We start from the raw sequence: 14,352 nt of genomic DNA on the forward strand, positions 1-14,352 counted from the left end.
AGCGAAGCTTTTCAAGAAAAGCAGGGCTTAAGTGAACTTAGTTTTGACTTTGCTGAATTTCGGCAACCGTTAATGCAGTCATATTCACCAAACGACGCGTCGTTGCTGTAGGTGTCAGAATATGAACAGGTTTTGCAGCACCTAATAAAATAGGACCAATGGTCACATTATTACCTGAAGTTGCTTTTAACAAGTTGAATGAAATATTGGCTGAATCTAAGTTAGGCATAATCAACAAGTTTGCCGAACCTTTGAAGCGTGAGTTCGGGAATGCAAAATGACGAATATTTTCATCCAATGCTGCATCACCATGCATTTCACCTTCAACTTCTAACTCAGGTGCTTGCTCTGAAAGTAGGCGATAGACTTCACGCATTTTTTGAGCGCTTGCATCGGTTTGGTCACTACCGAAGCTTGAATGAGAAAGCAGGGCAACACGTGGTGTAATCCCGAAACGACGAACTTCTTCGGCCGCTAAAATCGTCATTTCAGCAAGTTGAGTCGCAGTTGGATTGGTATTTACATAAGTATCTGCAATAAATAAATTGCGATCTTCAAGCATCAATGCATTCAGCGTAAAGAACGTGCTGCGACCTTCTTTTAAGCCAATGACGTTTTTCACGAAATCTAAATGAATGTCATAGCTTGAGTAGGTACCACATAACATACCATCGGCTTTGCCAAATTTAACCAACATTGCTGCGATGAGTGTTGAGCGGCGACGTGCTTCACGTTGTGCATATTCAACTGTTACGCCTTTGCGTTGCATGATTTGATGGTATTCTTTCCAGAAATCATCATACGAAGGATTCTTTTCCTGATCGACGATCTCAATGTTCACGCCATGCTGTAAGCGTAAACCTAATTTTCGAATATTGTCTTCAATCACGGCAGTACGACCAATTAGAATTGGTTTCGCTAAGCCTTCATCAACAACAATTTGAACAGCACGTAATACACGTTGATCTTCACCTTCAGCATACGCAATACGCTTCGGATCAGTCTTCGCTTGAGAGAAGATTGGTTTCATCAAGAATGCTGAGTTATACACAAACTCAGAAAGACGTTGACGGTATGCAGAGAAATCTTCAATTGGACGAGTCGCAACGCCAGAGTCCATTGCTGCTTTGGCAACAGCTGGTGCGATTTCCAAAATCAAGCGTTGATCGAGTGGACGAGGGATCAAATAGTCGCGGCCAAATGACGCAGATTTTTCACCATAGGTTGCAGCATCCGCTTCAACATGTGCCATGCGTGCAATTGCATGTACACAGGCAATCTTCATTTCTTCATTAATGGTGGTTGCACCAACATCGAGTGCACCACGGAAGATATAAGGGAAGCAAAGTGCGTTGTTCACTTGGTTAGGATAGTCTGAACGACCCGTTGCCATGATTGCATCTGGACGTACTTCGTGCGCATGTTCAGGTAGAATTTCAGGATCTGGGTTTGCAAGTGCAAAAATAATTGGATTTTCAGCCATTTCCTTAACCATTTCTTTGGTTAAGATACCTGCTGCTGAAAGACCCAAGAACATGTCTGCACCAGCCATCACTTCATGCAATTGTGTTGCTTGAATGTCTTGTACATAACGCTTTTTCGATTCATCTAAACCTTCACGTGATGTAGTGAGCAGACCGCGAGAATCGGCAACAACGATATTGGCTTTATTCACACCTAAAGCGCAAAGCAAGTCTAAGCATGAAAGTGCTGCTGCACCGGCACCTGATGCAACGATTTTAATTTCGTCAATTTTTTTATTTACCAGTTGTAAAGCATTCAGCAATGCTGAACCGACAATAATACTGGTCCCATGTTGGTCATCATGGAATACAGGAATTTTCATGCGTTCGCGAAGTTTCTTCTCGATGTAGAAACATTCTGGCGCCTTGATATCTTCTAAGTTGATACCACCAAAAGTCGGCTCTAATGCAGCAACGATATCTACGATCTTGTCTGGATCATTTTCATCAATCTCGATATCAAAGACATCAACACCAGCGAACTTTTTGAACAGAACGCCTTTACCTTCCATTACAGGTTTAGACGCGAGCGGACCAATATTTCCCAAACCAAGCACGGCTGTACCATTACTCACGACGGCAACCAGATTACCGCGCGCTGTATATTTGGCAGCGGCAGAAGGGTCACGTTCGATTTCCAAACATGGCGCAGCAACACCAGGTGAGTAGGCAAGCGCTAAATCTCGTTGGTTAACGAGCTGCTTGCTAGGTGTCACACTGATTTTTCCTGGGGTTGGAAATTCATGGTAATACAAAGCGGCTTGTTTTAAAGATTGATCGTCCATCTGAGTCTCGTTTGTTCCGATAATAATCAGACATATAGCTGTCTAATTACGATATTAAGATAAGTGCACAAGAATATAGCACTAGTTCATGCTTTCGCACAGTCAAAAAAGCTTATTTTCACTGAACTGCATACCTATTGACAGTTGCTATTCCGTGAAAAATAAACAGCAAAAAAGGTTAAAATTCACGTTTAAATGGAATATCTTGCAGTTGACAGCTGCTTTTGTTTTTGCAGATATTCTGTCGCATGGGCGGCAGTAAGCGGTTGTGAAAATAAGTAACCCTGTAATATGTCGCAATTTTGTCGTTTTAAATACCCATACTGCTGCTCGGTTTCAACGCCTTCAGCCACAACTTTTAAGCCAATGGTCTTGCCCATGGCGATCATGGCATTAACGATCGCATCTTGTTTGGCATTACCAATTTTCGAGATAAAAGCTCGATCAATTTTTAAAATGTCAATTGGATATTCGGTGAGGTAAGCAAGAGAGGAGTAGCCTGTACCGAAATCATCCAGTGCGATTGAAATCTGACGTTCTTTAATGGCGTACAACACGGTTTTGACACTGTCAGTGTTTTCAATAAAGGCCGATTCAGTAATTTCGAGTTCGAGATTTTTTCCTGAGATCTCATACGTATTTAACACAGCATCAATATCATGCAGTAGTTGGCCGCGTAAAATTTGCTGTGCCACGATATTGACTGCAATATTGATATTGTTAAAACCAAGCTTTTGCCATGTTTGCAGTTGCTTAGCCGCTTCATGTAAAACTAGCTGTCCAATATCAGAAATCAGACTGGTACTTTCCGCTAAAGGAATGAAAATGCTTGGCATGATTAGACCTTTCGTTGGATGCTTCCAACGGATTAGGGCTTCAAAACCATTAATTTGGTGATTATGTGCATTAATTTTTGGCTGATAGTACACAACCAGCTCGTTATTCTGAATGGCTTTTCTGAGATCAAGTTCTAGATCAGTGTATTTGGCTACAAAATTGGCTCTTTCATTGGAGTAGTAGCGAATGGTGTTACCACCTAAGCGCTTGGCTTCGGTCAATGCCTGTTCTGCATGGGTATTTAAATTATCGACTTGGCGGCCATGTTCTGGATAAATGGCGACACCGATCGAGATACTGACAAAGTATTCTTGCTCTGCCAGATAAAAAGGTTTGCTAAAGGCTTCAACGATGTTGTTACACAATTGGTGAATCGGTGGATGTAGTGGTGAAATTTCATAAATAATCGCAAAGTCATCTGCACTTAAATGGGCGACTAGTAGCGCATCAATATTACTAATACGTAAGCGTTGTGCCACTTGTTTGAGGAGCTCATTACCCGCTTGATTGCTAATGATTTCATTCAAGGCACGGAAGCGGTCGATATTTAAACGGATGACAGCCAGATGCTGAATCGACGCTTCATTGATCAAATATTGATGCAACTGCTGTTGATAATAAAAGCGGTTAGGGAGATCGGTGAGCGTATCGTAATTAGTCAAATAGGATAAGCGTTGTTCTTGATGCTTACGTTCAGTCTGATCTGAAACAATACCGATATAGTTGATGACACGCTCTTGTTCATCTTTCACTGCATTGATATGAATCCACAAAAAACAAGATTTTTCAGAAATATAAGTTTCTTGAAATTCACCCTCATATTCCTGTTCTTCACGCAGTGTATCAAGAATTGATAAATGAAAATTATGATGATGCTGCTTATTTTGTTTGGTAATTTCAAATAACTGTTTACTCACGATTGCTTGTTTATCAAGGCCTGTGAGCTGTTCATATTTAGGATTCACTTCAACATAGTTAAAGTTTTCATCTAAAATGAAAATACCTTCTGAGGCCTGCTCAAATACGCTGGCTGCAAGCTTTAAACGTTCCTGATCTTTCTTTTCCTGATTAATATCACGGTGAATACCGACCATTCGTAAAGGGGTGTCATCTTTTGGATCCCTTAAAATCACCTGACCAACATCATGAATCCAGGTCCATTCACCATTATGGCGTTTAATTCTGAAGGTTTCTTCATAACGCTTGGTTTGGCCACATAAATGATTATATAAGGTGTTTTTTACCCGCTCGATATCATCTGGATGGATGATTTTATGCAGGAGGGTGTAATGGTTTTCAGAATTGCGCGTGACTGCTTGACTATGTGCATTGGTGACTCCAACGGTATGGCTTTCAAGATTCCAGTCCCAAGGGCGAATGCCTGCGGTTTCATGGGCAAAACTTAAGTTCTGACGATGTTCTTCTAAGCTTTCATTCATTTGCGTCAAGTCGAATGTACGCTCACGCACTTTTTGTTCCAATAGGTGATTATTGAATTGCAGTTGCGCTTCAATATCTTTGGATTTATTCACTTCACGCTGTAATTGCTGACACAATTCTTCAGTCCATTGGTTGTGCTGCTCAGCGACATCAATCAGTTGTTTATTTTTATCTAAAACTAAGGCCAAGCGTTTATGAATTTTATAGGTGACTTGCGCGCAGAGTACGGTTGCGAAAAATGAAGAGTAATATGCAAGGTAGAATAGGGTGTGATCATGATCTCGATGTAAAATTTGAGATGCGATTAAAGGTGCAATACTTGGAATAAAAAATAAGAAGAAATAGCGAATATGTTGGGTTAAAAAGGTCAGTGCAATGATATGAGATGCAGTGAGTAGTAACGCAGTTAGGGTCAAAATATGTGACCCAATCAAATGAGGAATATCGACAGCCAAGTAATGATTAATGACAATTGTATTGACTCCGATCAGTAAACCAGTAAAAAAACAGATCACTTGAAAAATGATGTTGGTCTGGTTGCTATAACGAACTGAAGAGTAGCGTTTGAGTAAAAAATGACAGATACAGGTAAAGCTAAATAAAAGGATGAGGGTAATGCTCATCCAAGTCGTGAAAATATTTGATTCAAATGAATAAAAAATACCAAATAGGGCGTAATCTAAAAGACAAATGCAGAAGACACTTAATACAAATAAGCGTACATGATTTGGATAATCGATTTGATCTGTGTAGATAAACTGTGGCAAATTTTTTTCCTGAGCCCCTAACATACAAAGAATAATCCTTTTCATTTTTTATCTATATTCACAGTCTTTGTTTTTTTGTAAACACAGCAACGTTTTATTTTAAATTAACGCTAAACATAGCAGAAAGCAATGTCACGACATTACTTCTATGCAAAGTGATAATTTAAAATAGATAAAGCAACTACTGGGGCTGTTTCAGTTCTTAGAACACGGTCTCCGATACACCAATTTTTAAATTGATGTTGATTGGCAGTATTAATTTCTGCTTCACTCAGGCCACCTTCTGGACCTATCAGTAGGGCAATGTCTGGTAGGCTGTTAAGTAGGACATTCGTTTGGTCTTTGTTTGGAGCCAGCACAAAGCGTGATGACGGTAACTCCGAGTTTAGCCACTCAGTTAAGCTGATGGGTGGCAAAACTTGAGGAACTCGATTCATGCCACATTGCTCACAGGCGGCGATTGCCACAGATTGCCAATGGTCTAATTTTTTCTGGTCACGATCGTATTTTAAACGCATTTCACAGCGTTCACTGGTCAAGAGTTGAATCGTTGTAACACCAAGTTCAGTGGCTTTTTGAATCGCATAATCCATGCGATCACCTTTACTCATCACTTGACCTAAAACAACGTTGAAAGGTGCTGTACGATCGGCTGGATCAAATTGATCAACAGAAACCAAGGCATTTTTCTTATTGATTTGAGTCAGTGTTACGATATATTCGCCACCTTTTCCATTGAAAAAGATGGCTTGTTCTTGTTCTTTTGCACGTAGCACACGTACCCAGTGATGAAATACCGATTCGGTTAATTCAACGGTGTTGCCAGTATTTAATTCGGTTTCGATATAAAAACGATTCATGCTTGGGTTGTGCTCGTACAAATTAGTTTAAACCAAGATCGACAACCAGTTGTCGAGTCGGTTCAGTTTGGTTCATTGAATAAAAATGCAGCGTTGGTGCGCCACCTGCGATCAGACGTTCACAAAGTTTCACAATCACTTCGTGACCGAATGCTTTGATACTTGCACTGTCATCGCCATAAGCTGCGAGTTGTTTGCGGATCCAACGTGGAATTTCTGCACCTGTTCCGTCAGCAAAGCGGATCAGGTTGCTTGCATTGGTAATTGGCATGATACCTGGTGCAACTGGAATATTCACGCCAGCTTTAGTAATACGTTCAATAAAATAGAAATACGCATCTGGATTGAAGAAAAATTGAGTAATACCTGCATTCGCGCCTGCATTTACTTTTTCAACAAAACGTTGAATATCACTATCAAAGGTATCAGCTTGTGGATGCATTTCAGGATAGGCAGCCACTTCAATGTGGAAATGATCGCCTGAATGCTCGCGGATAAAGCGAACTAAGTCTTGGGCATAAGGGAGTTCGCCCAAACCGACCTGACCTGATGGTAAGTCACCACGTAAAGCGACAATACGATCAATCCCTTGAGATTTATATAAATCTAAGAGCTCAGCAATACGTGCTTTGTCATCACCAATACAAGAAAGGTGAGGCGCAACTGGTGTACCTTTGCCGTTAAAGTCACTAATCGCAGCTAGAGTACGTTCGCGTGTAGAGCCACCTGCACCATAGGTAATCGAGAAAAACTCTGGGTTTAATCGTTGTAATTCTTGATGAACAGTTTTTAATTTTTCCGCGCCCGCATCAGTTTTTGGTGGGAAAAATTCAAAAGAAATAGGAACACGTTTTGTCATTTCAAATCCTTTTTAAAATCGCTTGGAATTTTAGAAAAAAGGGCAGTCCGTAAAACGTCTGCCCTGATTTTCTTAGTATTTATAAGCGTCAGATTTGAACGGACCTTCTACAGGAACGCCAAGGTAATCTGCTTGTACTTGCGTTAATTGTGTTAACACACCACCAAAGCCAAGGACCATTGCAGCGGCAACTTCTTCATCTAATTTTTTAGGAAGAACTTCTACGCGAATCGCTGCTTGTTTTTGCTCAGCAGGTAAGTCAGCAAATTTTTCAGCAAATAAATGCATTTGACCTAACACTTGGTTAGCGAAAGAACCGTCCATCACACGTGATGGGTGGCCTGTTGCATTACCAAGATTCACTAAACGACCTTCAGAAAGAAGGATGAGGTAGTTGTTTTCGTCTTCTGAACGATACACTTGGTGTACTTGTGGCTTCACTTCAACCCACTTGTAACCACGTAAGTATGCAGTGTCGATCTCTGTATCAAAGTGACCGATGTTACACACTACAGCACCCGCTTTTAAGCTATCTAACATTGCAGAATCACATACATGGTAGTTACCAGTTGTCGTGACAACAAGATCAGTATTGCCTAATAAGTCTTGGTTAATATCTTCTTTTTTGCCAGTTTGTACGCCATTTTTATATGGAGATACGACTTCGTATCCATCCATACATGCTTGCATTGCACAGATTGGATCAACTTCAGTTACACGAACGATCATGCCTTCTTGACGTAAAGATTGCGCAGAACCTTTACCAACATCGCCATAACCAATGACTAGTGCACGACGGCCAGAAAGTAACATGTCAGTTGCACGTTTGATGGCATCATTTAATGAATGGCGGCAACCGTATTTGTTGTCATTCTTCGATTTAGTGATCGAATCGTTCACGTTGATCGCTGGAACTTTAAGCGAACCGTCTTTCCACATTTCCAACAGACGTTGTACACCTGTTGTTGTTTCTTCAGTAATACCGTGGATACGTTCTAAAAGCGCAGGGTATTTGTCATGAACAAGAGCAGTTAAGTCACCGCCATCGTCCAAGATCATGTTGGCATCCCAAGGCTGACCGTTGACATTGATTTGCTGTTCTAAGCACCACACATATTCTTCTTCAGTTTCGCCTTTCCACGCGAATACAGGAACACCGCTTGCAGCAATTGCAGCTGCAGCATGGTCTTGAGTAGAGAAGATATTGCAAGAAGTCCAACGCACCTCTGCACCGAGTTCAACTAAAGTTTCGATTAAAACAGCGGTTTGGATTGTCATATGGATACAACCCAAGATTTTTGCGCCAGCAAGTGGTTTAGCTGCTGAATAACGTTTACGTAAACCGATCAAAGCTGGCATTTCTGCTTCAGCAAGTTTGATCTCTTTACGACCATAGTCAGCAAGGGAAATATCAGCAACTTTATAATCTGTAAATGAAGCATTCACCGCGTTCATCAGGATCTCCTAGAAAAAATAGTATGGATCATTCTGTTCGCGGATGCCGTTGTTGGTTAAAACGAGTGTCTAACCGATCGTCGAGCCTGGCAAATTGATCTTTAGTGCCGATCAATTGTCGCAGCATCCCTCGACTGGGCATAATGATACTTGGAAATTGCGTTTGTTCCAAGAGGGGCTGCTGAAGTTTCATCCATACATTGCGTTATTGGTTAAAACGACATAAACAAGGCATGAAACGCTGGCAATGGCGGACCCCTTGTCAAGTTTCATAACACAGTTTAGGGAAGTTTTAGCCAATAACCCTTTGGGACAGGGATATTTTTTGCCGCTACCACGTTACGTTTCGCTTACTTAGAATACTAAGTTACGCAAAACCCGCCTTGTGTCGTCTAAAAAATATCCTCTGGCGCAAGTATCTGTGAAACATCAGCAGACCCTAGGATTTTGTTTGAAATGGTTAGAAAATGAAGGATTAAATGAGAGATACGTCTTAATTATTTTTATGAGCATCAATCAAGGATTCCAAATCCCTTTGAAACCCTGATATCTAGGGAAATTTGCCATTAGGCTTTTAAATGATCTTCAAACTCTTCACCCAGTTGCATTGCTAAAGCATTGCCAGATAAATCGCCTGTGACTAAACCATATTCTTTTTTGAAGCTAAATGTGAAACCGCGGTTATCTGTCAGATTTTTAACCGAATATCCTAATTTTTCTAACCAAATACGGAAAGCCAATACGTTTTTTGCTTTAACAACTCTGTTTTTCATGACAGATCTCCTTGTGAACATGTATTTATTAATAAGGGTCAGTTAAATTTTTTTAAAGGGGGATTGCATAGATTTATTTTTCCACATGTAAGTAATGTAAATTTAGCGTAATTTTTATAGATAGAATCTTATCTGTGTTTTTGTTAGTTTGTTGAATTTACTATAAAAAATATTTTTTATAAATGTGGTGAAAATCAAGTTTTAGGGAAAATATTCTTGAAGCAAATGTAAAAAATGATTTCATTTTCTACTTTGCTGTGAAAGTAGAAAATGAATCAGTCGAAGCGATGGGATTTAATCAAAATTGATCTTTCAGACTACGAATTCGGGCAAACTCTTCTGCACTTTCAGTCCGCAGGAAGGGATTGGTTTCAAGCTCTAATTCGATCGTACTTGGAAGGGTAATTTGATCTGCTTCTCTTAGTGCTTTGACTTGTTGCATGCGCTCTTGCAGCGCGACATTATTTGGTTCAACAGTTAAAGCGAATTCAGCATTGGCAAGTGTGTATTCATGGGTGCAGTATACTTTGGTCTGAATAGGTAACGCAGCCAACCGATTCAATGAGTGATACATTTGCTCCGCTGTACCTTCAAATAGACGACCACAGCCCATTGCAAATAAGGTGTCACCGCTAAACAGCGTTTCAATTTTTTCAATAAAATAAGTAATATGGCCAAGGGTATGACCAGGCGTCGCAATAATTTCAACTTTGAGGTCATTAAAATGAAAATGATCGTCATTTTGCAAAGGGCTGGAGATGAGTGAAATTTTACTCAACTCATCACGCGGACCGTAGACCATTATATTCTGATCGGCGAGTAAACCCTCAACACCGCCAGTGTGATCACGGTGCCAGTGCGTCAGCCAGATTTGTTTAAGTTGTAGACCATGCTGCTCACAGAAATCAGTAACTAAACCAGCTTCAGTGGGGTCAATGGCAACGACTTCTTGTGTATCTGTATCTTCCAATAACCAAATATAGTTTTTTAAGGCATTTTTTACGTCAATTGCATGAATCTTATAATGCATAGCCGAATCCTAAAGCTTTGTTTCGTGAGGTTATTACGGTTTGGGTACTCATATAAGTGCCTATTTGTAGTGTAAGTGCAAATGCAGTTCAGTGCAAAATTCCTACTGATTTATAGGGCTGAATAATGACTTTATCGGGCAGATTTTGACAGCCACTTTCAATAGATATCTTAATCGTTGACAAGTGTTATTTTTTCAATAAAGATGTGATAAAAGTTTTATAAGTTAATGATTTATCTTTAGTCGTATAAAAATATTGAAGTAAAGTTAAATAATTTCAATGATTAAATTTAAAAAGAGAAATACAGATCTTTTGCGATGAGTGAAAAGTGATAAATCTGAAGAACAAGAGGGGGCGTTATGTCTGAGCTGATCGATCATGAAGTGGTCGTTATCTTTAAAAAGTATTTATATCCGCTCTCTGCCAAACTTACAGAAATGCTGAATGAGCATTTTAGTCATCAGACTGAACGTCGGGGTTGCGGTTATACGCAGGCGACGCGTGTTATTGCAGAGTTTGTTTCTCAAGTTCGGGATCCAATCGGGTTTCAGGATTTGCGTATTTTTGAAGAATACGAGACCAAAGCTTTGCGTAATATTCTTAATCAAAGCTCATCTTATGGTTTAGAGTTAGAAACATGGCGTAATTTGGATACCAATTTAAACGTCCAGCAATGCTTGCAGCGTATAAATCCACAAGAAAGTTTTGCACAGAGCTTACAGCAGGAAGTTGAGTTTCAAGCCAAGTTAAGAACCATTCATCAATATGCAGAACTTGAAGAAAGTCAGCTGATTTGTCAGCTTCTTAGCGATATTATTCTGCCGCAAAAAGCACAGCAGATTGGCATGATTGAGTGTCAGGCTTTAGAGGAAAAGCCTAAGGTCGGCTCTTGTCCAATGGCAGAAAAATTCTTCTTGCGTATTGCACACCACCGTTTATTAAGGCAGGGCGAAATCAATATTTTTGTGGATGAGCATGATCAACCCATCATGATGGAAAAGTTAAATATGGGGGATAACCACTCTTGCATCAGCTTAGTTCCCTTAATGATGAATGGTGTTCGTTTACCTGCCGGAAGTCTGTTTTCAACACATTATGAAATCGAGCAACTCGAGAAGCATAAAAATAAGCAATATAAAGGCTATGTGATCCCGATTGCCGAGATGAATGGTTTTTGGTTTTTACGTTTAACAACTTTGGCTGTGTCACCTGAAAATCGTGCTCGGGCATTTGGATATCACTTTAAACAACAGGTCGACAATGGATTATTTAGACCTGATACAACCGAATTGAGTCAGCTGATGGAAATTGCGCGTGATCAGATTTACGTAGGACATCCATGCTAAAAGCCTGTTACTCTCCACGCTATTTTGCACGAACGCATACCAATAGTATGGAAAAACTCACTGCTGTTGCGGATGTATTACGTGCTCAACAGATGGCTGAACTGATCGATCCTGGCAGTATTGATGTTGAGCTGTTAAAGAAATTGCATAATCCACAGTATGTGGAGGCGTTTTTATCGGGACAGTCAGCATTTGCCACCATACAAGGATTTAAGCCGTGGAATGAACAACTGAGAGATGCAATTTTATCGGTTCAGGCTGGACAGTTAGTTGGAGCTGAAATTGCTTTGAATGAGGGGATTGCAGCAAATATTGCTCAAGGTTTTCATCATGCCAGTTATGAATCTGGTGCAGCCTATTGTACCTTTAATGGCTTAGCGCTGGTTGCTAAGCAATATCCTGAAAAACGAATCTTTGTTTTGGATTGTGATCAACATGGTGGAGATGGCACAGCTATTTTCACCAATCGTATGACCAATCTGATTAATTTTGGAATTTTTGGCATTCGTTTTGGCTGTAAGGCTAGTGAGCGCAGTTTGACCCGTTATATTCACCCCAAACAAGGTAATTTCGATTTATATCGTGAAGCGATCTTTGAGGCATTCCAATATGCTTCGCGTTGGGATACAGATTTAATTATTTATCAAGCAGGCATGGACTGCCATCAACATGATAAATACGGCTCTAAATGGTTTAGCACTGAGTTATTATTTGAACGTGACAGAATTGTCTTTGAGATGGCCAAGAAAATGAAGATTCCAATACTGTTCGTTTTGGCTGGAGGATATCAAGCATTGGATGATTTAGTGCCATTGCATGTCAATACTTTTAAAGCGGCGAATGAAATCTATTTTCCTTAAGTAAAAATACAAGACATAAAAAAACGCTCAGCTGAGCGTTTTTTCTATTTTTTCTATCGCAGTTTTGCTAACCAATCACCGAGCATTTGTACCATCTGAACCAACAGTAATAACACGATGACCGTTAAAATCACCACACTGGTGTCGAAACGTTGGTAACCATAAGAAATTGCCAAGTCACCAATACCACCAGCACCAACAGCACCTGCCATTGCAGTTGCACCGATGAGCGAGATCGTACCCGTAGTTAAATTCAGAATCAGAGAGCTACGTGCTTCAGGGATAATAAATTTAAAGATAATTTGCCAAGGTGAAGCACCCATTGCTTGAGCGGATTCGACAATGCCTTCATTCACTTCAAGTAACGAAGTTTCAATTAAACGACCTAAGTATGGGCCCACATAAATAGTCAAAGGCACAATCGCTGCCCATGTTCCAATTGAAGTGCCAACCAGCATTTTGGTCAGTGGAATAACGGCAATCAGCAGAATAATGAAGGGAAGGGAACGCAGTGCATTCACAATCGGATTGAGGAAATAATAAATCGCGCGATTTTGTAAAATACCACCTGTGCGGGTAACCACTAAGGTAATGCCTTGGATAAGTCCCCAAATACAGCCAAACAGCAGAGAAAAGAACACCATTTGAAAGGTTTCTTGCAGGGCGGTAACAAACTGGTCAATTGAAAGTGAACTATGCCAAAATGGTGCTGTGATTTGAGTCAGCCATTGTACAATTAAATCTCTCATTGGCTAACCACTCCAGACTGTTCAACTTTCACACCTTGAAGCTCAAGGAACTTTACCGTTTCTTGGATCATAAGCGGGTCGCCTAGCAGTTGGATAAACATTTGGCCAATCACCGTGCCATTAATTTCGGTCATGTTGGCAAATAGGATATTCAAACTGATATCAAACTGCTTAATCGCTGCCTGAATCACAGTTTCTTGTGCTGATGTACCTAAGAACTGCAAGCTATAGATGCTATTGTGATGCTTATGCTCAAGATTATTCAGAATATTGATCGGCAACTGTTGTTGCAATACCGTTTGAATAAAGGTTTTGGTGGTTGGATGCTGTGGCTGACTGAAAATATCCAGTGTCGGGCCAGTTTCAATCACATGACCTGACTCCATGACCGCCACATAATCACATACTGATTCGATGACATCCATTTCATGGGTGACCATCACAATAGTAATGTTCTGTTCTTTATTAATCTTTTTTAATAGTGCTAAAACAGATTTTGTGGTCTGTGGATCAAGGGCAGAAGTTGCTTCATCGCAGAGTAAAATCTTGGGATGATTTGCCAGCGCACGTGCGATACCAACACGTTGTTTTTGCCCCCCTGAAAGCTCATCAGGGTAGGCATCTTTTTTATGTTTAAGATCGATAAACTCAAGTAGTTCAGCCAGACGTTTTTCACGTTCAGCTTTGCTATGCCCAAGTAATTTAAGTGGCATTTCAATATTTTCAGACACGGTTTTAGTCTGAAGGAGATTGAAGTGCTGAAAGATCATGCCAATATTTGCACGTTCTTGACGAAGTGTTCGCGCGTCCATAGCAGTAAAGTCTTTTTGATTGATAATGACTTGCCCCTGCGTCGGGCGTTCAAGCAAATTAATCAAACGGATCAGCGTACTTTTACCTGCACCACTATAGCCGATAATGCCAAAGATACTACCGTCCGGGATCTCTAAATTGATCTGGTCCAGTGCATTGATCGTTTGACCTTTCAACTGATAGTGTTTCGAAATGTTTTTAAATTGGATCATGTTCGTCAGTACTATGGCAGAAAAGAAAAAACAGGCAAAATC

At 40.3% G+C, this 14,352-nt stretch carries 11 protein-coding genes; 2 read left to right on the forward strand and 9 right to left on the reverse strand.

Annotated features, from left to right (window positions below):
• Positions 1-37 precede the first annotated feature (37 nt).
• The 7 genes from MN869_RS10415 to gloB form a co-directional block, all read right to left on the reverse strand.
• The gene (locus tag MN869_RS10415) at positions 38-2,308 is read right to left on the reverse strand and encodes an NADP-dependent malic enzyme (RefSeq protein ID WP_005204811.1); all 2,271 of its coding nucleotides are present in this window, start codon (positions 2,306-2,308) and stop codon (positions 38-40) included.
• Between the two features lie 191 nt (positions 2,309-2,499).
• Complete coding sequence (locus MN869_RS10420; protein WP_033133642.1) at positions 2,500-5,376, reverse strand: EAL domain-containing protein; 2,877 nt, start codon at positions 5,374-5,376, stop codon at positions 2,500-2,502.
• A gap of 122 nt (positions 5,377-5,498) precedes the next feature.
• The gene (locus MN869_RS10425; protein WP_004805905.1) at positions 5,499-6,212 is read right to left on the reverse strand and encodes a 16S rRNA (uracil(1498)-N(3))-methyltransferase; all 714 of its coding nucleotides are present in this window, start codon (positions 6,210-6,212) and stop codon (positions 5,499-5,501) included.
• A gap of 22 nt (positions 6,213-6,234) precedes the next feature.
• Positions 6,235-7,071, reverse strand: a complete 837-nt coding sequence (gene metF / locus MN869_RS10430) for a methylenetetrahydrofolate reductase [NAD(P)H] (protein ID WP_033133643.1) — start codon at positions 7,069-7,071, stop codon at positions 6,235-6,237.
• A 72-nt stretch (positions 7,072-7,143) separates the two neighbouring features.
• Complete coding sequence (ahcY, locus tag MN869_RS10435) at positions 7,144-8,526, reverse strand: adenosylhomocysteinase (protein ID WP_005189859.1); 1,383 nt, start codon at positions 8,524-8,526, stop codon at positions 7,144-7,146.
• A 566-nt stretch (positions 8,527-9,092) separates the two neighbouring features.
• Positions 9,093-9,299: a hypothetical protein gene (locus MN869_RS10440; protein ID WP_004771531.1), complete on the reverse strand. Its 207-nt coding sequence runs from the start codon at positions 9,297-9,299 to the stop codon at positions 9,093-9,095.
• Positions 9,300-9,597: 298 nt separating this feature from the next.
• Positions 9,598-10,329, reverse strand: a complete 732-nt coding sequence (gloB, locus tag MN869_RS10445) for a hydroxyacylglutathione hydrolase (RefSeq protein ID WP_033133644.1) — start codon at positions 10,327-10,329, stop codon at positions 9,598-9,600.
• A gap of 360 nt (positions 10,330-10,689) precedes the next feature.
• Here gloB and MN869_RS10450 point away from each other — a divergent pair, with 360 nt between their 5' ends.
• Together MN869_RS10450 and MN869_RS10455 are read left to right on the forward strand one after the other, a co-directional pair.
• Entirely contained in the window at positions 10,690-11,676 is a 987-nt protein-coding gene (locus MN869_RS10450) for a hypothetical protein (RefSeq protein WP_033133645.1), read from the forward strand.
• Complete coding sequence (locus tag MN869_RS10455) at positions 11,670-12,536, forward strand: histone deacetylase (RefSeq protein ID WP_033133646.1); 867 nt, start codon at positions 11,670-11,672, stop codon at positions 12,534-12,536. The genes MN869_RS10450 and MN869_RS10455 overlap by 7 nt, the downstream gene beginning before the upstream one ends.
• Before the next feature lie 53 nt (positions 12,537-12,589).
• Here MN869_RS10455 and MN869_RS10460 read toward each other — a convergent pair whose 3' ends face one another.
• Together MN869_RS10460 and MN869_RS10465 are read right to left on the reverse strand one after the other, a co-directional pair.
• Entirely contained in the window at positions 12,590-13,285 is a 696-nt protein-coding gene (locus MN869_RS10460; RefSeq protein ID WP_033133647.1) for a methionine ABC transporter permease, read from the reverse strand.
• A complete protein-coding gene (locus tag MN869_RS10465) occupies positions 13,282-14,310 on the reverse strand; it encodes an ATP-binding cassette domain-containing protein (RefSeq protein WP_033133648.1) in 1,029 nt (342 codons plus the stop codon). The genes MN869_RS10460 and MN869_RS10465 overlap by 4 nt, the downstream gene beginning before the upstream one ends.
• Positions 14,311-14,352: the final 42 nt, after the last annotated feature.

The sequence above is a fragment of the Acinetobacter sp. NIPH1876 genome, from assembly GCF_022808535.1.
GTDB classification, from domain to species: domain Bacteria; phylum Pseudomonadota; class Gammaproteobacteria; order Pseudomonadales; family Moraxellaceae; genus Acinetobacter; species Acinetobacter higginsii.

What these genes read in the sequence shown, in the direction of transcription:
- MN869_RS10425 (WP_004805905.1), bottom strand. Translation starts at nt 6,212, where the DNA reads ATGAATCGTTTTTATATCGAAACCGAATTAAATACTGGCAACACCGTT.
- MN869_RS10460 (WP_033133647.1), bottom strand. Translation starts at nt 13,285, where the DNA reads ATGAGAGATTTAATTGTACAATGGCTGACTCAAATCACAGCACCATTT.
- MN869_RS10415 (WP_005204811.1), bottom strand. Translation starts at nt 2,308, where the DNA reads ATGGACGATCAATCTTTAAAACAAGCCGCTTTGTATTACCATGAATTT.
- metF (WP_033133643.1), bottom strand. Translation starts at nt 7,071, where the DNA reads ATGACAAAACGTGTTCCTATTTCTTTTGAATTTTTCCCACCAAAAACT.
- MN869_RS10465 (WP_033133648.1), bottom strand. Translation starts at nt 14,310, where the DNA reads ATGATCCAATTTAAAAACATTTCGAAACACTATCAGTTGAAAGGTCAA.
- gloB (WP_033133644.1), bottom strand. Translation starts at nt 10,329, where the DNA reads ATGCATTATAAGATTCATGCAATTGACGTAAAAAATGCCTTAAAAAAC.
- MN869_RS10440 (WP_004771531.1), bottom strand. Translation starts at nt 9,299, where the DNA reads ATGAAAAACAGAGTTGTTAAAGCAAAAAACGTATTGGCTTTCCGTATT.
- MN869_RS10420 (WP_033133642.1), bottom strand. Translation starts at nt 5,376, where the DNA reads ATGTTAGGGGCTCAGGAAAAAAATTTGCCACAGTTTATCTACACAGAT.
- MN869_RS10450 (WP_033133645.1), top strand. Translation starts at nt 10,690, where the DNA reads ATGTCTGAGCTGATCGATCATGAAGTGGTCGTTATCTTTAAAAAGTAT.
- ahcY (WP_005189859.1), bottom strand. Translation starts at nt 8,526, where the DNA reads ATGAACGCGGTGAATGCTTCATTTACAGATTATAAAGTTGCTGATATT.
- MN869_RS10455 (WP_033133646.1), top strand. Translation starts at nt 11,670, where the DNA reads ATGCTAAAAGCCTGTTACTCTCCACGCTATTTTGCACGAACGCATACC.